Source organism: Leekyejoonella antrihumi (assembly GCF_007845645.1).
Lineage (GTDB): Bacteria > Actinomycetota > Actinomycetes > Actinomycetales > Dermatophilaceae > Leekyejoonella > Leekyejoonella antrihumi.
In genome coordinates this window covers 118,127-137,764 of sequence record NZ_VCQV01000007.1, presented here as the reverse complement: position 1 = coordinate 137,764, position 19,638 = coordinate 118,127, and the positions used below count along the sequence as shown (strand labels likewise).

At 69.1% G+C, this 19,638-nt stretch carries 20 protein-coding genes and 1 pseudogene; 12 read left to right on the top strand and 9 right to left on the bottom strand.

Annotated elements, in window-relative coordinates:
* Window positions 1–88: 88 nt before the first annotated feature.
* Window positions 89–1,198 carry a sensor histidine kinase gene (locus FGL98_RS07375; protein WP_146316091.1) on the bottom strand — a complete coding sequence of 370 codons (1,110 nt, stop codon included), beginning with the start codon at window positions 1,196–1,198 and terminating at the stop codon, window positions 89–91.
* On the bottom strand, window positions 1,198–1,860 hold the full coding sequence (locus FGL98_RS07370; protein ID WP_146316090.1) for a response regulator transcription factor: 663 nt from the start codon (window positions 1,858–1,860) through the stop codon (window positions 1,198–1,200). The genes FGL98_RS07375 and FGL98_RS07370 overlap by 1 nt, the downstream gene beginning before the upstream one ends.
* Window positions 1,861–2,049: 189 nt before the next feature.
* On the opposite strand from FGL98_RS07370, the gene FGL98_RS07365 reads away from it, so the two are divergent.
* From FGL98_RS07365 to FGL98_RS07355, 3 genes are read left to right on the top strand one after another with little or no spacing between them, the layout of a single operon-like run.
* Window positions 2,050–2,979 carry an ATP-binding cassette domain-containing protein gene (locus FGL98_RS07365; RefSeq protein ID WP_146316088.1) on the top strand — a complete coding sequence of 310 codons (930 nt, stop codon included), beginning with the start codon at window positions 2,050–2,052 and terminating at the stop codon, window positions 2,977–2,979.
* Window positions 2,976–4,565 (top strand): ABC transporter permease subunit, encoded by a 1,590-nt coding sequence (locus FGL98_RS07360; RefSeq protein WP_146316087.1) that lies wholly within the window; start codon window positions 2,976–2,978, stop codon window positions 4,563–4,565. The genes FGL98_RS07365 and FGL98_RS07360 overlap by 4 nt, the downstream gene beginning before the upstream one ends.
* Window positions 4,562–5,404, top strand: coding sequence for an ABC transporter permease (locus FGL98_RS07355; protein ID WP_222432049.1), 843 nt, complete (start codon window positions 4,562–4,564; stop codon window positions 5,402–5,404). Before FGL98_RS07360 ends, FGL98_RS07355 begins: the two co-directional genes overlap by 4 nt.
* 50 nt (window positions 5,405–5,454) lie before the next feature.
* On the opposite strand, the gene FGL98_RS07350 is transcribed toward FGL98_RS07355, so the two are convergent.
* Window positions 5,455–6,507, bottom strand: a complete 1,053-nt coding sequence (locus tag FGL98_RS07350) for a glucose 1-dehydrogenase (RefSeq protein WP_146316085.1) — start codon at window positions 6,505–6,507, stop codon at window positions 5,455–5,457.
* A gap of 47 nt (window positions 6,508–6,554) precedes the next feature.
* Window positions 6,555–8,663 (bottom strand): DEAD/DEAH box helicase, encoded by a 2,109-nt coding sequence (locus tag FGL98_RS07345; protein WP_146316083.1) that lies wholly within the window; start codon window positions 8,661–8,663, stop codon window positions 6,555–6,557.
* Between the two features lie 205 nt (window positions 8,664–8,868).
* Here FGL98_RS07345 and FGL98_RS07340 point away from each other — a divergent pair.
* A pseudogene (locus FGL98_RS07340) lies at window positions 8,869–9,299 on the top strand (pyridoxal-dependent decarboxylase); the annotation flags it as partial.
* 51 nt (window positions 9,300–9,350) lie between these two features.
* On the opposite strand, the gene FGL98_RS07335 reads toward FGL98_RS07340, so the two are convergent.
* The 3 genes from FGL98_RS07335 to FGL98_RS07325 are packed head-to-tail and all read right to left on the bottom strand — an operon-like array spanning window position 9,351 to window position 12,018.
* Entirely contained in the window at window positions 9,351–10,103 is a 753-nt protein-coding gene (locus FGL98_RS07335) for a lysophospholipid acyltransferase family protein (RefSeq protein ID WP_146316081.1), read from the bottom strand.
* A gap of 54 nt (window positions 10,104–10,157) precedes the next feature.
* On the bottom strand, window positions 10,158–10,472 hold the full coding sequence (locus FGL98_RS07330) for a hypothetical protein (protein ID WP_146316079.1): 315 nt from the start codon (window positions 10,470–10,472) through the stop codon (window positions 10,158–10,160).
* Between the two features lie 43 nt (window positions 10,473–10,515).
* Window positions 10,516–12,018 carry a S53 family peptidase gene (locus FGL98_RS07325; protein ID WP_186526031.1) on the bottom strand — a complete coding sequence of 501 codons (1,503 nt, stop codon included), beginning with the start codon at window positions 12,016–12,018 and terminating at the stop codon, window positions 10,516–10,518.
* Window positions 12,019–12,119: 101 nt separating this feature from the next.
* Here FGL98_RS07325 and FGL98_RS07320 point away from each other — a divergent pair, with 101 nt between their 5' ends.
* The 8 genes from FGL98_RS07320 (at window position 12,120) to FGL98_RS25310 (ending at window position 17,966) form a co-directional block, all read left to right on the top strand.
* The gene (locus FGL98_RS07320; RefSeq protein ID WP_222432047.1) at window positions 12,120–13,142 is read left to right on the top strand and encodes an LLM class flavin-dependent oxidoreductase; all 1,023 of its coding nucleotides are present in this window, start codon (window positions 12,120–12,122) and stop codon (window positions 13,140–13,142) included.
* Window positions 13,143–13,151: 9 nt separating this feature from the next.
* On the top strand, window positions 13,152–13,919 hold the full coding sequence (locus FGL98_RS07315) for a HipA family kinase (RefSeq protein ID WP_146316078.1): 768 nt from the start codon (window positions 13,152–13,154) through the stop codon (window positions 13,917–13,919).
* Window positions 13,916–14,872 carry a GNAT family N-acetyltransferase gene (locus FGL98_RS26905; RefSeq protein ID WP_186526030.1) on the top strand — a complete coding sequence of 319 codons (957 nt, stop codon included), beginning with the start codon at window positions 13,916–13,918 and terminating at the stop codon, window positions 14,870–14,872. Before FGL98_RS07315 ends, FGL98_RS26905 begins: the two co-directional genes overlap by 4 nt.
* A gap of 172 nt (window positions 14,873–15,044) precedes the next feature.
* Window positions 15,045–15,758 carry a 13E12 repeat family protein gene (locus FGL98_RS26215; protein ID WP_246136418.1) on the top strand — a complete coding sequence of 238 codons (714 nt, stop codon included), beginning with the start codon at window positions 15,045–15,047 and terminating at the stop codon, window positions 15,756–15,758.
* On the top strand, window positions 15,691–16,416 hold the full coding sequence (locus FGL98_RS07300) for an HNH endonuclease signature motif containing protein (protein WP_146316074.1): 726 nt from the start codon (window positions 15,691–15,693) through the stop codon (window positions 16,414–16,416). The genes FGL98_RS26215 and FGL98_RS07300 overlap by 68 nt, the downstream gene beginning before the upstream one ends.
* 70 nt (window positions 16,417–16,486) lie before the next feature.
* The gene (locus FGL98_RS07295) at window positions 16,487–16,714 is read left to right on the top strand and encodes a hypothetical protein (protein WP_146316073.1); all 228 of its coding nucleotides are present in this window, start codon (window positions 16,487–16,489) and stop codon (window positions 16,712–16,714) included.
* Window positions 16,715–16,756: 42 nt separating this feature from the next.
* A complete protein-coding gene (locus FGL98_RS07290; RefSeq protein WP_186526028.1) occupies window positions 16,757–17,284 on the top strand; it encodes a YbaK/EbsC family protein in 528 nt (175 codons plus the stop codon).
* 121 nt (window positions 17,285–17,405) lie between these two features.
* Window positions 17,406–17,966: a GNAT family N-acetyltransferase gene (locus tag FGL98_RS25310; protein ID WP_246136417.1), complete on the top strand. Its 561-nt coding sequence runs from the start codon at window positions 17,406–17,408 to the stop codon at window positions 17,964–17,966.
* On the opposite strand, the gene FGL98_RS07280 is transcribed toward FGL98_RS25310, so the two are convergent.
* Window positions 17,951–18,847 carry a TrmH family RNA methyltransferase gene (locus FGL98_RS07280; RefSeq protein ID WP_146316069.1) on the bottom strand — a complete coding sequence of 299 codons (897 nt, stop codon included), beginning with the start codon at window positions 18,845–18,847 and terminating at the stop codon, window positions 17,951–17,953. The two genes, FGL98_RS25310 and FGL98_RS07280, sit on opposite strands and share 16 nt — an antisense overlap.
* 1 nt (window position 18,848) lies before the next feature.
* The gene (locus FGL98_RS07275; protein WP_146316068.1) at window positions 18,849–19,622 is read right to left on the bottom strand and encodes a sulfite exporter TauE/SafE family protein; all 774 of its coding nucleotides are present in this window, start codon (window positions 19,620–19,622) and stop codon (window positions 18,849–18,851) included.
* Between the last annotated feature and the right edge of the window lie 16 nt (window positions 19,623–19,638).

Genomic DNA, 19,638 nt, shown 5'->3' with positions numbered 1-19,638 from the left:
CGCAAACCCGCGGGGCGAAAGTGTCGAACACGCCTCCGACGCGACTCGAGCCGACTCTGATGCGACCGCTCGAACAAAGCGGGCTCGGTCAGGCGCTAGCGATGCCTGGTTTGCGAAAGCGGACTTCGACGTCGAGCCCTCCGTGCGGGCGAGGTTCGGCGTTGAGGGCCGCGGCGTGGGCTTCGGCGATGGCGGACACGATGGCGAGGCCGAGGCCGTGTCCGTCGTGCTGGACCCGGTTGGCGCCGGTCCGCTGGAAGGGTTGGAAGAGTCGTTCGATTTCTTGGCCCGCAATTGCTGGGCCGGTGTTGCTCACCTTGATGACCGCCTGTTCCGGGGTGGAGTCGGTGGTGATCGAGACGTGCCCGTCGTCGACGTTGTGGCGTAGTGCATTGTCGATCAGGTTCGCGACCAGGCTTGCGACCAGCCGCGGATCCCCGGTCGTCGGTGCGGCGTTCAGGGTGGTGGCGATGTGGAGGCGTTCGTGCCGGGCGGCGTCTTGCCGGGCCGCCAGCACGCTACCGGTGATCTCTGCGAGGTCGACCGGTTCCCACCGCTCGACTCCGCGTTCGCTGGTGGCAAGGGTGAGGAGCGCCTCGATGAGACGTTCTTGCTGGCCGCCCAGCTGCAGGGCTTCTTCGCATACCGCCCGGAGGCTCTGTGCATCGGCGTCGGGATCGGCTAGTGCCACTTGCAGGAGAGTGCGTTGCCCGGCCAGCGGGGTCCGCAGCTCGTGGGACGCGTTGGCGACGAAGTGACGTTGTGCGTCGAAGGATGCCTCGAGGCGCCCGAACAGGTCGTCGAGGGTCCGGCCGAGATCGGTGAGCTCGTCGTTCGGGCCGGAGAGGTGCAGGCGCCGATTCAGGTTGGCGGCCGAGATGTCCTGTGCGGTGGCGGCAATGGCGCGCAGCGGTCGCAGGAACCGTCCGGCCAGCCACCACGCTCCGGCGATGGCGACGACGGCGGCTATCAGCCCGATGATGGCGGGGCCCGTGTCGAATGCGTGACTGCCGCCGACGCTGGCGGCGGAGGCACCGTTGGGGGCTCTGGCCGCGCTGTGCTGGTAGAGCACACCCGCGGCGAACAGCGCCGCTGCCAACACCCCCAGAAACAGCCCCGAATACAGCAGGGTGAGCTGGACGCGCAGGACGGGCCGTCCCGATCGGAAGATGTAGGTCAGCGGACCGCGTGGTGACATCAGGGTTCGCCGATTCGGTAGCCGGCCTCGCGGACGGTGTGGATGATCGGCGGGTCACCGAGCTTGGCCCGCAGCCGGCGGATGGTGGTCTTGACTGTGGTGGTGAACGGGTCGGCGGCCTCGTCCCATACCCCGTCCAGCAGCTGTTCGGTCGACACCACGCGGTCACTCGCGGTCATCAGGCACTCCAGCACGGCAAACTCCTTCGGGCTCAGCTCCAGCCGTTGCCCGGACCGGGACGCGACTCGACGAGCGGGATCCAGAACCACGTCTTTCGCCCGCAGGATGGGTGGTGCTGCCGGTGTGGAGCGGCGCGCCAGTGCTCGAACGCGGGCCACGAGCTCGGAGAAGTCGAACGGCTTGGGCAGGTAGTCATCCGCACCCAACCCGAGGCCGTTGACACGGTCCTGCACAGTGCTGGCAGCGGTGAGCATCAACACCCGGCCGCCGGCGCCATCGGCAGTGAGCTGCCGGCACACCTCATCGCCGTGGGTACCGGGCAGGTCCCGATCCAGCACCACCACGTCGTAACGGGTGACGGTCAGACGCTCCAGCGCCTCGGTGCCGTCAAGGACGACGTCCACGGCCATCCCCTCCCGTCGCAGCCCGATCCCGATCGAGCGGGCCAGCACCTCGAAGTCCTCGACGACGAGCACTCTCACGACTGTGCCCCTTTCTCCCGGTGGCAGCACACCTCTACCCCGGATTCGCTTTCAGTGATCTCACCATGCCTGCCCGCCGGTGTCAGCCCGGTGTCGGTGGCTGACACCGGGCTGACACCGACCGATCCGTAGAACGGTCGTAAGGCAACGAGCGATGCCTCTTCCCAACGATCTGGAACGGACGAGCGCATGAACGACGCGAGCATTGAGGTGAGCGGGCTGCGGAAGCGGTTCGGGCCCACCCAGGCCCTGGACGGCATGACCTTCTCCGTGGCTGCAGGCACGGTGACCGGCTTCGTGGGCCCGAACGGGGCCGGCAAGTCGACCACGATCCGGGTCCTCCTCGGCCTCGACTACCAGGACGAGGGGCACGCCCTGGTCTGCGGGCAGCGCTATGCCGCACTGAAGTATCCCCTTCGCCGGGTCGGGGCGCTGGTCGAGGCAGCCGCCCTGCAACCCTCACGGACGGGCCGTAATCACCTCCTTTGGCTGGCCCGCTCGCAACGCCTGCCGACGGACCGAGTCAAGGAGGTGATCGATCTGGTCGGTCTGGACAGCGCGGCACGGCGCAGGGCCGGTGGTTACTCCCTGGGGATGCGGCAACGCCTCGGCATCGCCGCCGCCATGCTGGGCGATCCCGAGGTGCTGATCCTCGACGAGCCGTTCAACGGGATGGACCCCGAGGGGATCATCTGGATCCGTGGGTTCCTGCGCTCCCTCGCCGCGCGGGGCCGGGCAGTGCTGGTGTCCAGTCACCTGATGGGCGAGTTGCAAGGCATCGCCGACCAGGTGGTCGTGGTAGGCCGGGGTCGGGTGCTCGCCGACGCCACCGTCGACGAGTTGGTCGCGCGGGCCGGTTCCGACCGAGTGCTGCTGCGCTCCCCGACGCCGAGCGAGGCGGCCGCGGTGCTGCAGCGCGCCGGAGCCCGAGCCACGGTCACCGACCGCGGCACCGTGATCGTCGGCGGGATCACCGCCCAACGCGTCGTAGAGGTGCTCTCGCCCGCCGGAGTCGCGTTCTCCGAGGTCACCGCGCAGCGGGCCAGCCTGGAGGATGTCTACCTGCAGCTGACCGGCGGCGCGACCCAGTACCGGGCCGGGACGCAGGTGCAGCCGTGAGAGTGACCAGCAGCCCTGCCCGCCAGCCGGCCAACCGGACCCGTCGGCCCGCACATGGCGCAGCCACCGCCGCGCTGCGGGCGGAGTGGGTCAAGTTCCGCACGGTCCGGGGCTGGCTGATCGGCCTGGTCCTCGCCGGGCTGCTGTGCGTCGGATTCACCTTCGTTGTCGCCAATGGTCATCACCAAGGCATCTGCACCGGCGCCGGCAACTGCACCGCGGGTCACCCATTCGTCCCGAACGGGCCTGGCGGTGAGGCCGTCGCCGACAGCTACCAGTACTACACACAGCCACTGATCGGTGACGGCACCCTCACCGCCCGGATCGGCTCGCTCACCGGCGTGATCTACACCGGCCCGGCCAACCAGGCCCCGTCAACGGCGCACACCCGAGCCGGGCTGGCCGGCTGGGCCAAGGTCGGGATTCTGCTCACCCCCAGCACCCGTCAGGGATCGGCCTACGCCGCGATCTGCGCCACCGGCAGCCACGGCATCCAGTTCCAGCACAACTACACCCGCGACCAACCCGGCCGGTCCGGCACACAGACGAGCTCGTCGCCGCGGTGGCTGCGGCTCACCCGCACCGCCGAAACGATCACCGGCTACGACTCCGACAACGGCACGACCTGGCGCCAGATCGGCACCACCCGGCTGGCCGGCCTGCCCGCCACCGTCGACATCGGACTATTCGCCACCTCGCCGGTCACCTACCAGGACGGCGCCACGGGTGCCGCCACCCAGGCCACCGCGACCTTCAACGATCTCACGTTCACCGGCCGGACGGCGTCTGGCTGGACGGCCCGCAGCATCGGGATGAGCCCACGCGACTACTACCCGACCCTCGGAGCGGGCAGCACGCACCGCTCCGGCGCCAATGTCACGATCACCGGTTCCGGCGACATCGCCCCCGCGGTGGCCACTCTCGCCGGCGGCAGTACCGCCTCAGAATCGCTGCTGTTCGGGATCGTCGTCGCGCTCGTCGTGGTGATCGTGATCGCGACCGGATTCATCACCGGCGAGTACCGCCGAGGCCTGATCCGCACCACCCTGGCCGCCACCCCGCAACGAGGTGTTGTGCTCGCAGCCAAGGCGCTCGTCATCGCCGCGGTCGCCTTCACGGTCGGGGTCGTCGCTACCGCCCTCGCCATCCCGCTCGGCCACCACGCTCTGACCACCAACGGCAACTACATCTTCCCGACCAGCACGACCACCCAGGTCCGGGTCACCGTCGGTGCCGGACTCGTGCTCGCGCTCACCGCCGTCGGGGCCCTCGCCCTAGGGGCCATCCTCCGCCGCGCCGCGGGAGCCGTGACCGCCGGCATCATCGTGTATGTTCTGCCCAACCTGCTCGGTCCCGGCGTGCTCGGTCCCGGCGCACCCGCGGCGACCTGGCTGTATCGGGCGAGCCCGGCCGCCGCGTTTTCCGTCTTCGGCGCCCTGCCCCGCTCCGCGCTGGTCAGCTACCCCTTCACCCTGGCCAACGGCTACTACCCCATCGGCTCATGGGCCGGCCTCGCCGTCCTCGCCGCATACACCGCGGCCGCCCTCGCCCTGGCCACCTACCTGCTCCATCGCCGAGACGCATGAGCACCCAGACCGGCCCACCCCGGCCCCATACCGTGCTGCGCGACGAGTTGCGTCCCGCATGGTCGGCCGCGGTGCGCGCTGAATGGACGAAGCTGCGCACCCTGCCCAGCACCACCTGGCTCCTCGCCGGCACCGTCGCCGTCACCGTGGGGACAACCGCAATCATCGCCGCCGCCACGCACACCTCCACCGGACCGGATGCCGCGAGGCAGGACCCCACCAAGCTCGCCTTGACCGGCATCGATCTCGGTCAAGCCATCATCGCCGTTCTCGCCGTTCTGACGGTCTGTGAGGAGTACGGCGCCGGGATGATCCGCATCACCCTCACCGCGATGCCGCGGCGGACCGTCGTGCTGGCCGCCAAGGCCGTCAATCTCACCGGCCTCACGCTGATTGCCGGACTGGTCGCCGTCGCCGGCTGCCTCATGACCGGGCGACTGATGCTCCCCGGCGCCGGGCTCGGCACGGCAGACGGCTATCCACTTGTCTCCCTTGCCCACACCGCAACGCTACGTGCCGCCGCCGGCAGCGTGCTCTACCTGATCCTCATCGCTCTACTCGTCCTGGGCATCGCTACCGCGATCCGCGACACCGCTGTCTCCGTCGGCGTTGTACTCGCCCTCCTCTATCTGCCACCCCTTCTCGCCCAAGCCGTCAGCGACCCGCTCCGGCGGCATCTCGAACAGATCGCCCCCATGACCGCCGGCCTCGCCGTCCAAGTCACCACCAGCTCTCCCGCCCAGGTGATCGCCCCCTGGGCCGGACTCGGGATCCTGGCCATGTGGGCCGCCGGGTCGCTCACTACCGCCGGCGTCCTACTACGAATACGTGACGCCTGACACGCCCCACCATCAGACCCGCAAGCAAAACCCGAGCATCGCCCGCCCGGTCAGTCACCGATGGTCAGGACGACCTTGACGTCGTTCTGCGCGGGCTTGAACGCCTCGGCGAACTTCTCCAGCGGCACCCGACGAGTCACCAGCCGCTCCAGCCAGCCCCGGTCCGCCGCCGCCAGTGCCTTCGCGCCCGCCTCGTAGTGCCGCCGGTTCGCGTTGACCGAACCGACAACCGCACCGTTGTCCAGCACCAGGTCGCGGTTCAGCGCCCCCAGGTCGAGCGGTGTCTCCGTGCCGGGGTTCGAGATGCCGGTCAGCACGGTGATCGTGTAGGGCTGGGAGTCCTGCAGGGCCGCCTTGATCACCGGCACCGCGCCGGTGCCCTCGATGATGACCTCCGGCCTGACCTTCTTCAGCACCTCGTCGACCGGGTCGCTGTGGTAGGTGGCGCCCAGGTCGGCAACCAGCTGGGGCTTGGGGCCGTCGGTCATCCGGTCCAGGACGTGCACGTCCATGCCGCGCTGTGCTCCGATCATGGCGCCGAGCTGGCCGATCGGACCGGCACCGGTGATCAGCACCGACTTCGGGTCGAACCATCCGCGACCGCCGACGCGGTCGACCTGCTCCCACGCCTTGGCCACGACTGTGGTCGGCTCGAGGAGCATTCCCACCGACTGGAGCGACGGGTCGAGCTTGACGGTGTGCTTGGACTGCACCCGCCACTGCTCTGCGGCGAATCCGTGCAGCTCCTTGATGCCGTGCTCGGTGTATTTGCCGTTGCGGCACATGTCCCACTCCCCGTGAGCGCAAGCCCCACACGGCACCGGGTCGGGCATCCGCACGATGCTCACGACCAGGTCCCCGGCGCTGAAGCCGCTGCCGTCCGGAGCATCGATCACCTTGCCGAGCCCCTCATGGCCGATGATCAGCCGATCGGAACCCTCCGGCGCCCAGCCATACAGGCCCTCCGCGAGCTCGTGGTCGGTGCCGCACACACCGACCGCCAGGCCTTGGACGAGCAGGTCGCCGAGCCCTTCGTCCGGGGCCGGCATGTCCTTCACCTCGAGGGAGTTCTTCTTCATCGGGACCACAGTCAGTGCACGCATGTCCCCGACCCTAGCCACTGATGGAGACGACGCACCCACCACGTGGTTCACAGGTTGCGATGAACCAGCAGTGGTAGCACCCTGACCGCCCCGGCCTGGCGCAGCGTTGCCGCGGCAACCGTCGTCACCCAACCCGACGACGACGAGTCGATCACCAGCAGGACCACCTGGCCACTCGACGCAGGCGGTGGGTGCTCCTCGAGACACGACCGCCAGCCCGCGGCCTCGTCGGACGAGGTGAGATCGATGCCCGGGGCTGCCTGCACCGGCCACTCGGCATACTCCAGCCGACCCACCTGGGACAGGTGCCGCGCCACGCCGGCGGTCAGCACCGGATGCCCCGCCGCCGGCAACGCCATGACCATCGAGGGCCGCTCGGCCCAGTGTGCCTTCCACCCGGCCAGACACTGCACCGCCGCCTGCAGCAGATCCTCCGGCGGCTCGCCGTCGCTGCGCAGCGGCCCGTCCCGCAGCTCGCCCCACTCGGCCGCGTCGGCGTGCACGAGCACCCGACCCGGCTCCGCCATCAGCCCTGCCGGGATCCGGCCGCGCGCCCCGAACGCGCCACCCGGCCACATCTTGCGCGGGTCGAGCACATGCTGCTCCTGCCGCAGGACACCGCGCACCTCGGCAACGGTCTGCGGCGAGGGCGCGCTGACGAGGGGCTCGGGCAGCCCACCCCTGCAGACCGAGCACCGCCCGCAGGGCGCCGCCTCGGGGTCGTCCAGCGACTCCCCGAGCAGCTGCATCAGGCAGCCACTCCCCTCGACGTAGCGGCGCATGATGTCGGCCTCCCGCCGCCGCACCGCGACCACCGCGTCGTAGTGGGCCTGGTCGTAGGTCCACGGCTCGCCCGTGCTGAGCCAGCCCTCCGTTCGGCGTTCGACCGCACCATCCACCGCGAGCTGCTTGAGCATCAACTCTGCGCGCGTGCGCCGCACCCCGCTCTCGGCCTCGATCGCGGGCACGCTCATCGGCTCGGACGCCTCTCGCAGCAGGGCCAGCACCTTCTCGACCTGATCGCGACGCGGGATGGTTGCTGTTGCGAAGTAGTCCCACACGCCGTCGTCCGCCGCGGACGGCAGCAGTGCGACCAGCGCCCGGTCGATCGCACGGCCGGCACGACCGACCTGCTGGTAGTAGGAGACCGGCGACGGAGGGGAGCCGACATGGACGACGAAGCCGAGATCCGGCTTGTCATAACCCATTCCGAGGGCGGACGTCGCGACAAGGGCCTTGACCCGGTTGTCCCGCAGCGCGTCCTCGAGACGCTCTCGCTCGGCCCCGTCGAGGGCGCCGGTGTAGGCGGCCACCTGCAGCTGCGGGTCGTCGCCGAAGTGCTGCTGCAGTGCCTGTGTCAACCGGCCGGCATCGGCCACGGTGAGGGTGTAGATGATCCCGGAGCCGGGCAGCTGCGCCAGATGGTCAACCACCCACGCATAGCGTTCGAGGGGCGCAAGGGGTGGCACCACGGCCAGGTGCAGGCTGGACCGGGCCAGCGGGCCGCGCAGCACCAGGGTCTCCTCACCCAGCTGCCTGGCCAGGTCGTCCACCACGCGAGCATTGGCGGTCGCGGTGGTGGCCAGGACGGGCGCGCTCGGGTTCAGCCGTCGCAAGACGTCCGCGACTCGGCGATAGTCCGGCCGGAAGTCGTGGCCCCAGTCGGAGACGGAGTGCGCCTCGTCGATCACGACCAGTCCGAGGTGACCGGTCAGGGTGTCCAGCACACGTGCGCCGAAGCCGGGGTTGGCCAGGCGTTCCGGTGACACCAGCAGCACGTCGATCTCGTCCGCGAGCAGGGCCCGCTCGATCTCGCCCCACTGGCCCAGGTTGGAGCTGTTGACCGTGGCCGCGCGCAGCCCGGCGCGTGCCGCGGCGGCGACCTGGTCTCGCATGAGTGACAGCAGCGGCGAGACGACCAGCGTCGGGCCGCGCCCGTTGCTGCGCAACCACGAGGTCGTGATCCAGTAGACCGCCGACTTGCCCCATCCCGTCGCCTGGACCACCAGCGCCCGAGCACCCGGCCCGGTCAGCGCCTGCAGCGCCTGCAGCTGGCCGTCGCGCAGGCTTGCGCCGTCACCGGCCAACTGACGCAGCACCCGGTCGGCCACCGTCTCGATCGATGGCGCCCCATCACTCGTCGTCGTGTCCGTCATGTCGCCACTGTGCCCGATGGGTCCGACAGCGGGGCTGCTGCCCCTGCCGCCCGGACGTCCCGCGCGAGACAAGTCAATGCCTGGACCTCGGACTCGAATACCTCGGACTCCCACGATTCACGAAGGTTGCGGTGTTAGCGTCCGAGCCATCCGACCAAGTGTCGAAAGCGCCGATCGGAGCACAGTTGACGAAGGGCTGCCCGCGATGCCGAATTGGCCCGAGTTTGATGATATGACACCGGAGTTCACCCGGTATGGCGAGCGGTTGACCACGCCACGACATCGACTGGGCGACGGCGAGATACTCCCGCAGACCGCCTACCAGATCGTGCATGACCAGACGATCCTCGACGGCAGCTCTCGGCTGAACCTGGCCACCTTCGTCGGCACCTGGATGGACGAGCATGCCGACAAGATCTACGCAGGCGCCTATGACAAGAACATCGTCGACAAGGACGAGTACCCACAGACCGCCAAGATCGGGAGAACTGCTGACACATCCTGGCGGACCTGTGGCACAGCCCGGACCCTGAGCAGTCGATCGGCACCTCGACAGTTGGCTCCTCCGAGGGCTTCATGCTGGGCGGACTAGCACTCAAACGGCGGTGGCAGCAGGCCCGTCGAGTTGCAGGTCAGAAGTGAGCGCTCAGGATTCCCTGGCGGGTGACGGAACATCGCTCCATGGGCTCAGCCGGCCTTGCGACGGCGGCGTTCCGCCAGTTCCTGCTGATCCAGCTCCTTGGCCCGTTCCGGTGTCGGAGCCGCGCCGCCCAGCCTGGCCGGCAGGTAGACGGCGTCATCGCCGGTCATCGGTTCGTAGCCGGCCTGGACCTCGTGCAGCATGGCCTCCATGGCCCGGTGCAGCTCCGCGGTGATCTGGTCGATGTCGGCGTCGACCGGCACCGGGATGGGCTCGCCGATGCGCAACGCGATCGGCACCTTCGTGCGGCCGAGCCGCCTCGGGTGGTCCTTGGTCCAGACCCGCTGGGACCCCCACAGCACCATCGGCACGATCGGCACGCCCGCCTCCTGCGCCATCCGGGCCGCCCCGCTCTTGAACTCCTTGAGCTCGAAGGACCGGGAGATCGTGGCCTCCGGGAACACGCCGACGAGCTCACCGCCTCGCAACGCCGCAACGGCCTCCCGGTAGGCGCCGGCGCCGGCCGCTCGGTCGACCGGGATGTGCTTCATCCCCCGCATCAACGGCCCGCTGATCGCGTGGTCGAAGACCTCCTTCTTGGCCATGAACCGCACCAGCCGACCGGCATCCTTCGCCGGATACCCGGCATACGCAAAATCCATGTAACTGATGTGGTTCATTGCGACGACCGCCCCACCGGTGCGCGGGATGTGCTGCGTGCCGGTCCAGGTGAAGCGCAGCCCCTGCGCCTTGAAGACGCCCATCGCGAAGGAGATTACTGACGAGTAGACCGGTTCCATGCGAGTAACCCTAGTCGGCTACCGAGTGCATGTCCTACCTCGGCGCGGCCCGAATCAAGCGCGATCCGACAGCGCCCACGACGCGGCGGCCGACAGCCCCGCGACGGTCAACACGGACGGCCAGGCGCCGATCTTCTTGGCCAGCGGGTGGGACAGACCGAAACCGAGCACGTAGATGGCACCCAGAGCGCTCGCCGTCGCCGGCCCCTTGCGTGCCAGCCAGGTGCGGCCGGCATACCCGCCGGCGGCGGCCAGCAGCACACCCCCGAGCGGACGTATGCCCGTCTCCTGGGCAGCGACGAAACCTCCGATGAGACCGGTGGCGGCGATGGGTGCGGTGAATACGGATTCGGCAGGCTTGAGCGGCATGCCGTCGACACTAACCGGTGTTCCTGGGCCGGTGGCCGCGACCTCAGCCGCCGGTGTTCCCCCCGTCTCCGGTGGCAGGCGCACCGATGTCGCCCGGCTGCCCGGAAAACGCCTGCAACGTCGCCGCCTCGGGCACCCCTAGACCGGTGCACGGGTCCCAGCTGGGCCCGGCGTTGTAGGCGCCGTTGCTTCCCTGCGTGATGTCCCGAAGGTGCGTCGAGGCATCGGCCGGCGTCACCCCGGCATAGAGCGTCGGCTGCGCCAGGCCGACCCTCTTGCCGGTCAGCTGGACGATCCGCGCGACCAGGCCCGCCCACAGCGGCGCCACGGCACTGGTACCGCCGATCACCATGCTCTGGCCGTCGACCAGCACCTGATATCCGGTCTGCGGGTCGGCCACTGCCGCCACGTCGGGCACGCCACGACCCGTGCCGCCACCCGACCGGGCCGGCACGCCGGCATTCGTCTGCCAGGCCGGCACCGGGAAGGTGTCGCTCACGCCGCCACCGGTGGCTCCACCCTGCCCGCCGTCGTCCCAGACGGTCTCCGAGCTGACCTTGCCGCCCGAGGCATGTAGCGACGTACCGCCGCAGCCGAGCACGTGCGGGCTCGATGCCGGGAAGTCCACATGCGCACCCGAACCCGAGGTGTCGTTGTCACCGCTGCCGTTGTCACCGGCGGCGACGGTGACCGTCACGCCGAGCGAGCCGGCGTCGGCGAAGGCGTCGTCCATCGACGTGCGCGCCTGCTGACTCCACTGGTCCTCGCTCTGACCCCAGCTGATGCTCATCGCCGTCGGTGCCGGAGTGGCATGGGCGGCGGTGGTGATGGCATCCAGGAAGCCGGCATCGGTGTTGGGCGCGAAATAGACCAGGATGTCCGACTTCGGCGCGATCGCACCGACCACCTCGATGTCGAGCAGCACCTCACCATCGGCACCATTGGGAGCCTTGTCCGGCACGTTCGTGGCCCCGTCGACACCGACGGCCTTGACGTTGGGCGTAGCCAGACCCAGACCCTTGAAATAGGTGTCGAGGTCGGACTGCCCGAAGCCCCCGCCGAGCTCGATGATGGCGATCGTCTGGCCCGTGCCGTCCGCCCGCGGCATACCGTAGATCTCCGCCAGCTGCAGCGGGGTGTAGCTCACACCCGCAGCATGGGGGCTCGCGACCATCGACCGCGGGTAGGCCTGCGGCGAGGTTCCACCCAGCACCGCCGTGACCATCTCGCCGACGTGCTCCGGCACCTTGTCGACCCACTGCTTGACTGTGTCGGCAGGTCCCTCGACCCGGATCCGACGAGACGGTCCGTGCTCCTCGACCACCGTCAGTCCGGACTCCTCCGCCGCCTGCCGAACGGCCGTCAGATCATCGGGATGCGCACCGACCCGCTCCCCCAGCTGCGCGGAGGTCAGGGGACCCGCCACGTCGGCAAGGGTCGACATACCGGCCCGTCGTCGCAAGACGATGGTTGCGGCGGCCGTGCGAGAGGCGGCGCCACCGGTCGCAGTGCCAGAAACACTCTGTCCATCACCCGAAGTAGTCATGAACTCATTATCGACTGCACCACCGACATCGGAGCGTTCGATGAGGACCGATTTCGGCGATCCAACGGAATGCCACGGCGCCCGCGGGCCTTGACGTCTGTGTGACTGAGCCAACGATTCCCTTGTCCGTTCTCGATCTCTCCCCGATCTCGTCAGGACGCACCGGGTCCGACGCGCTGAAGGAGTCCATTGCGCTGGCCCAGACGGCCGAACGGCTGGGGTATGCGCGGTACTGGGTGGCCGAGCACCACAACCTGCCGAGTGTCGCCAGCAGCTCACCCGTCGTCATGATCGCCTCGATAGCGGCGGCGACATCCACCATCCGCGTCGGTGCCGGCGGGATCATGCTGCCCAACCACGCGCCACTGCAGGTGGCAGAGACCTTCCGGGTCCTCGAGGCACTGCACCCGGGGCGCATCGACCTCGGTCTCGGCCGGGCGCCGGGCACCGACCAGCTGACGGCCTTCGCCCTGCGTCGCAGCAAGGAGGCGGTCGCCGCGGATGACTTCCCGCAGCAGTATGCCGAGCTGCTCGCCTACGTCCACGGGTTCCCGAAGGACCACCCGTTCGCCCCGATCAGCGCCCAGCCGAACGACACTCCCCTGCCGCCCATCTGGATCCTCGGCTCCAGCATGTATGGCGCGCAGGCGGCCGGGCTGCTCGGCACCGCCTTCGCGTTCGCCGGACACTTCGGCAACGCCGACCCCGGTGAGGCGATGGACGCCTACCGGCAGACCTTCCGGCCGAACGGCATGCCGGAGTCGCTCACCGAGCCGCACAGCATGCTCGCCGTGTCCGCCATCGTGTCTGACGATGCCGACCGGGCCACCGCGCTCGGTCGGGCCGCTGCGCTCTCCACGGTGCGGCTGCGGCAGAACTCCCCCGGGCCGCTCCCCTCGCCCGAGGAGGCCGCCGCCCACGAATGGACCGAGCTGGACGAACGCATGGTCGCGACGTTCGCACACTTCACCTCCGTCGGCACGCCCGACGAAGTGCTCCGGCGCATTCGGATGCGCGGGGTTGCCTGCGGCGCCGACGAGCTCATGGTCACGACCAATATTCATGATGCGGCCGAGCGGCAGCATTCCTACGAGCTGCTGATGTCCGCGGACCGCAGCCAGTAGGCTCTGGACGTGCTACCCACCGCCCGCGCGATCCGCTATGTCACGCCGCTGCGTGAGGGCGGTTCGCTGCCCGGTGTCGTCGAGGCGGACGACCTGGGCACCTGGGTGATGAAGTTCCGCGGAGCCGGCCAGGGCCTCAAGGTGCTGGTCGCCGAAGTCATCGTCGGCGAGCTCGCACGGGCGATCGGGCTGCGGGTGCCCGAGCTCAAGGCAGTGGAGCTGCCCGAGCAGATCGCGAAGTACGAAGCCGACGAAGAGGTGCAGGACCTGCTGACCGCGAGTGTGGGGCTCAACCTCGGAGTTGACCTGCTGCCAGGCGCTTTCGGGTATGACGCGTCCGCGCCGCCAGATCCTGACGAGACCGCCACGATCCTGTGGCTCGACGCGTTCACCGCCAACGTCGATCGCACGCCGAACAATCCCAACCTGCTGCGCTGGCACGGCCAGACCTGGTGCATCGATCACGGCGCCGCGCTCTACTTCCACCACTCCTGGCCCGGGAAGGGTTCGCGCCCGGATCGCTTTGCCGCGCAACCCTTCGACAGCAGCACCCACATCATGCGCGGCGTTGCGAAGGGACTGTCCGAGACCCATGAGCGTCTGTCGACTCACGTGACGACCGCACTGCTCGAGGACGTCGTCGGCCTCGTTCCCGACGACTGGCTGGAACCCGCTGCGGGGCTTGATGATCCCACTGCCGTGCGCACCGCATACGTCGACAACCTCGTTGCTCGCCTTGCCGCGCCGCAGGCCTGGCTGCCCCGGGATCCGGCGTGACTACGGCCTCCCGTTTCGGATACCAGTACGTCGTCCTGCGCTGCGTGCCGGATGTGGTGCGCGAGGAGTTCCGCAACGTCGGCGTGGTGCTCTACAGCCAGCTGGCAGGGTTCCTCGATATTGGGTATGAGCTGGATGCGCAGCGACTTCAGTCGTTCTCGCCGTCGCTCGACCTCGTCGACCTCCGTCGCTGCCTGGACGAGGCTGTGCAGCTGTGTCGTGGCGACACAGCTCCCGGTCGACCGGAGCTGCGTCGACCCGGTCAGCGTTTCGGGTGGTTGAGTGCGCCACGCAGCACCGTGCTGCAACCGGGACCGGTGCACGGCGGCGTCACCGATGACCCGGCGGTCGAGCTTCGGCGTCTGGTCCGAGTGATGGTAGGCGGTGCAGTGGAACCGTCGGTTATCGCAGCCGATCCTGCTGCGGCGCTCGGCGACCCTCACGGCCGGCATCCCGCTCCCCTGATACGCGCCGGGCTCCCGAGTGATGACCGAGCTCTGCGCCAGCTCGCCCACAGCTCCTGGTCACACGTGCACAACCCCATGCCTGCGCCAAGCCCTCTGAGTGAGCCCTTCTTCAACGAGCACCACCAGCCGGACGACGTGCTGGTCGCCGAGATCGACGGCGAGATCGTGGGATACCTCCTGATCGGCCGCCCCTACCCGATGGAGACCGGCTCCCACGTCCGTCAGATCCAAGGCCTGGATGTGAGTCCGCGTGCCCGCCGGCGGGGGGTCGGCCAGGCCCTCGTGCGGGCGGCTGTCCGCGAGATGTCAGAGCGTGGCGCGCAGCGCGTGACGCTGCGGGTGCTGGGACACAACCGCAGTGCTCGACGCCTCTACGAGTCAGAGGGATTCGTGGTCGAAGGCACACTGCCGGGCGAGTTCGTGCTCGATGGCGAAAGAGTCGACGACGTGCTCATGGGGCTTCGCCTGCCACCTCGCGTGCAGTGAGTTCGTCGGCAATTGCTTGCGTTTCCACCGCACGACTGCCGTCGCGATAGGCCTGGGATGCCTGCCCTGTCGCCGTGGTGAGGGGTTGTCGGTGGTGGGTGGTTGACTGTGGGTTATGGGGACGTCGACGACATCTCAACAGCCGGATCTGGTTGATGATGCTGGAGGTTCGGTGTCTTCTGATTCGTGGGAGCCGGTGGTGCCGTTCGATCGGGCGGCGCAGGCCGCTCGGGAGCAGTTGTCGGTGGTGATCGGTCGGGTCAATGCGGCGCAGGCGGACTTGTTGGCATTGACCGACCGGGTGATCGATCAGCAGTTGTGGGCAGTCGCGGGGATCCGCTCGATCGAGCACTGGTTGGCCTGCTTCGCGGGGGTCTCGCCCTCGCGGGCGGGCGACCTGGTCGCCGTCGCCACTCGCACGCCTGAGCTGCCGAGGATGCGCGCGAGTGTGGACACCGGCGCGTTGACGCTGGATCAGGCCGCGGTCGTGGCGCGGCACACTCCCGCGACTCATGATGGTGAGGTGGCCGAGTTCGCGCCGCACGCGAGCGTGACCCAGCTCCGTCGGGCGTTGTGCAAGTACTCCTTCCCCGAACCCGCCCCTGTCCCCGAGCCAGAACCAGAGCCGGAGTTCGCGGCAGCGGCAGATCCCGACCAGGAGCCAGGCCCGGAGCCTGACCCGAAGTCGGAGTCGGGTGCAGACGGCGGGAAGGAGGAGGACGAGCAGGGCCAGGGCCCCCCGGCGGGTGGGTCGGCTTTTCGGGGTGCCGGCGGGTCCGGACTCGTGGGATCCCGCGGTGCGGCCGGCGTGGGTGCGGATGGGATACCGGGAGGGGCGGTTCCATCTGGAGTTCAGCGCCCCGGCGGAGGTTGGTGCGCTGGTTGAGCAGGCGCTGATCGAGGCGAAGGACGCCCTGTTTCAGGCGGGGCATCCCGCGGCCACTCTCGGCGCCGCGGTGGAGGAGGTGGTCACCCGGTCTCTGCTGCAGGCGGGGCAGGTCACGCCGTCGCGGGAGTCCAGGTACCGGGTCTACCTGCATCTGGGCACCGAGGGGACCGGGTGGTTGCATCAGCGTGGGGCGCTGCCCGGCGTGGTGGTGGACCGGTTGACCTGTGACGGGGTCTTGCAACCGGTGTGGGAGACCGGTGGGTCACCGGTCGATGTCGGTCGGGCGCAGCACATCGTGCCCGAGCGGACCCGCCGGCTCGTGCAGGACCGTGATCGGGGCTGTAGGTATCCGGGGTGCCTGTCGATCTATCACCTGGAGGTCCATCACCTTCAGCATTGGCGCGACGGGGGTTTGACGGACATCGATAATCTGGCCCGCCTGTGCGGCCACCACCACGACGCGCACCGCGACGAGCACGTCAGCGCGCGAGGCCACACCGCGCCCGACGAGGCCGCGGCGGTATATCGGGCCGACCGGCCAGGCGTTGCACCCGTACTGGGTCGATTTCGGCCCCGGCACCCCACCAGCACCGCCCACAGGGGGCCTGGGCCACGCACCCACCGCACGCGACCTGGCCAGCGACGCCGTCCGTAAGCACCCCGCTGCCGCGCCGGCTGAGCCCGAACCGCCGCCAGCACCGCCGCCACCACCGCCGCCCGACGCGATGCCGCCCGACGCGCCGCCGGCCGAGGCGATGCCAGGCGACGCGCCACCGACGGCACCGATCCGTCCCGACCGACCCCCTGGAGTCTCACCCGACGCATGGATGTACGCCCAGTCCGACGGCTGCACCTACTGGACCACCCCCGACGCCTACCAACGCGCCGGCGAAGACCCCGAACTGACCGGACCCGCAGCCACCGCCTACCTGCGCGGGCAGCAACCTGTGTAGTGCCTACTGCAACCCAACTATCTTGCTGGCTACCGTATGGGCATGACCACGTTGCGTTGGACTCCCGCGCTGGACTCCCCCGAGCTGCTCGCACCGCCGACGGTGTCCGCCCTCGCCACTGTCGCCATCCGTGAGCGCGTCGAGGTCGCGCCGATCGATCCGTCGATCTCTGACACGGCCACGCTCGTCGAAAGGTCCGACATCCGCCTCGAGGAGTGCGCGAACTGCGTTGTCGTGTCCGGGAAGCGCGCAGGCGAAGAGCGCGTTGCAGCAGTGCTGGTGCTGGCAAGCACGCGCGCCGACATCAACACCGTCGTCCGCAAGCACCTCGACGTGCGGAAGGTGTCGTTCATGTCGATGGATGCCGCGGTCGAACGCACCGGCATGGAGTACGGCGGCATCACCCCGCTCGGGCTGCCAACGGCGTGGCCGGTGCTGATCGACGCCCGTGTCATCCAGGCCGACTCGATCGTCATCGGATCCGGCGTCCGGCACAGCAAGCTGCGACTCGCCGGCGCGGATGCGGCACTGCTGCCCGGAGCGCAGGTCATCGACGGCCTCTCGAAGTAGCGTCGCCGTCGCCGTAGGCCGATCTCCCGACCTGGCCTGTCCGGTCGGCATCAATGAGCAGCGACCGGCGCTATGGTCCACCGGTGAGACAACCGGCCGTGGACACTGCGCCGCCGGCGCCGTGACGGGGTCAGTGCCGCAGATGGCCGACGGACTCACCAGCGACAGGCTCGAACTTCGAGTGTTCTCTCTGGACGATGTCGGTGCGCTGCACGCGATCTTCTCCGATCCGCTGACCCACACGGTTGGTGACGGGCCCTTCACCAGTGTGGACCAGACCCGCGACTGGATCATTCGACGAACTGCACGGCGTCGCGACCACGGCGTCACCTGGTACAGCGTGCGGCTGCCGGGCGGCGAGCCGATTGGCAACTGCGGCCTGCTCGTCGGACGCACCGGCAACGAGCCAGAGCCGGGATTCGAGATCGGCGCCAAACATCAGGCGGCGGCTACGGCACCTCGGCGGCCAGATCCGTCGCTGCCGAGGCGCACCGTGCCGGCTCCGCTACAGTCTGGGCCACCGTGCGTCCCCGGAATACCGCCTCTCTACGCGCCCTTGCCCGGGTCGGCTTCAGCCGTGACCGGCTCCAGCCCGATGAAAAGGGCGGCCTGGTCTACCTTGCGCACGACATCAACCCTCAAGGAAGCTGACGCCGACGCCGCCTGCTACCGGGTCGCGTAGAAGGTGACCGCGGACGAGGCCGCCACATTCAGTGAGTCGACCCCGCCCTTCATCGGGATCTTTACGCGTAGATCGACGGCGGCCGAGGTCCGTGCCGAGAGGCCGTGACCCTCGGTGCCAAAGACGAGCGCAAGCCTCGAATGGTCCTGCGCAACCAACTCATCGAGGGTGATCGCGTCATTCGCAAGGGTCATCCCAGCTACGACATAGCCCTGCTCCTGCAGCACCTCGATGCCATCGGGCCAGGGGTCGATCCGCGTCCACGGCACCTGAAAGACAGTGCCCATCGACACGCGGATCGCCCGGCGGTACAACGGGTCTGCGCAGCGCGGCGTGACCAGCACGCCATCAACGCCCATCGCCGCGGCTGACCGAAACACGGCACCAACATTCGTATGATCAACCAAGTCCTCGAGGACGGCGATCCTGGACCGGGATGGGACCTGCGGATCCGCTTCCGGAGCAGGCGGCTCGGAAGACCCCACCCTGCTGTGGTCCACAACAATCGCGCGCTGCGCATCGCGCAGGATCTCGGCGTATGAGGGCAGCGCGGGCCGGTGCATCGCGGCCAGTGCGCCGCGGTGCAGCTTGAAGCCGGTCAGCTGCTCGATCACGGATGCCTCCGCCACATAGACCGGCACCCCGAGAGCGGCAGCGTCGTCCACGACGTCGGCCAGGTCGGTGAGCCACCGCTCCCCCATGAGGAACGATCGCGGCCGGTGACCTGCGCCCAATGCGCGCCGAATCACCTTCTCGCTCTCGGCGATATAGAGGCCACGCTCGGGCTCGAGCAGTCGCCGGAGGGCCACATCGGTCAGCGAGAAGTAGTCCCGCACCCGTTCGTCGGCGGGGTCGGTGATCGACGTGACGTGGGTGTTCACCTCACTTCCTCAACAGCTGCACGATCGCGACGACGCCGATCACCACAATGACGGCACGCAGCACCCACGGGGACAACCGGCGACCCACGCGTGCCCCGAGGACCCCACCGATCAAGGAGCCGATCGCGATGAGTCCCGCGACCCGCCAGTCGATGTGGTTCCACGCGACGATCATGAAGGTGACCGCTGCGACCGCGTTGACCACCAGGCCCAGGATGTTCTTGATGCCGTTGATCCGTTGCAGCGGATCGGTCATCAGCACGCTCATGAGCCCCACGAGCAGGACACCCTGCGCGGCGCCGAAGTACCCGCCATACACACCGGCGCCGTAGATGCCCACCAGCAGCCCGATCCCCCGCGCGGTCGACGCGGTCGCCGCCTGGTCGGTGTGTGCCGCCGCGGCCCGACGCTGCAGCCAGGGACCCAGCACCACCAGCAGGACGCCGATGAAGATGAGCACCGGCACGATCGTGTTGAACCAGCCCGGCGGCAGCCAGATCAGGAGCAGCGCGCCGGTTGCCGCGCCGAGAAACGACATCGGGAGCAGCCGCCGGACCGTCCGCCCGGCGCCGACGAGCTCCTTGCGGTAGCCGAGGCTGCCGGAGACACCGCCGGCGACCAGGCCCAAGGTGTTCGACACGTTCGCGTTCACGGCGGGTATGCCGAACGCGAGCAGGGTGGGAAACGTCACCAGGGTGCCCGATCCGACGATGGTGTTGATCGTCCCAGCGGCAACCCCTGCCAGCAGGATCAGCAGCGCGTGGAGGACGGTCACGCCAAGACTCTAGTCA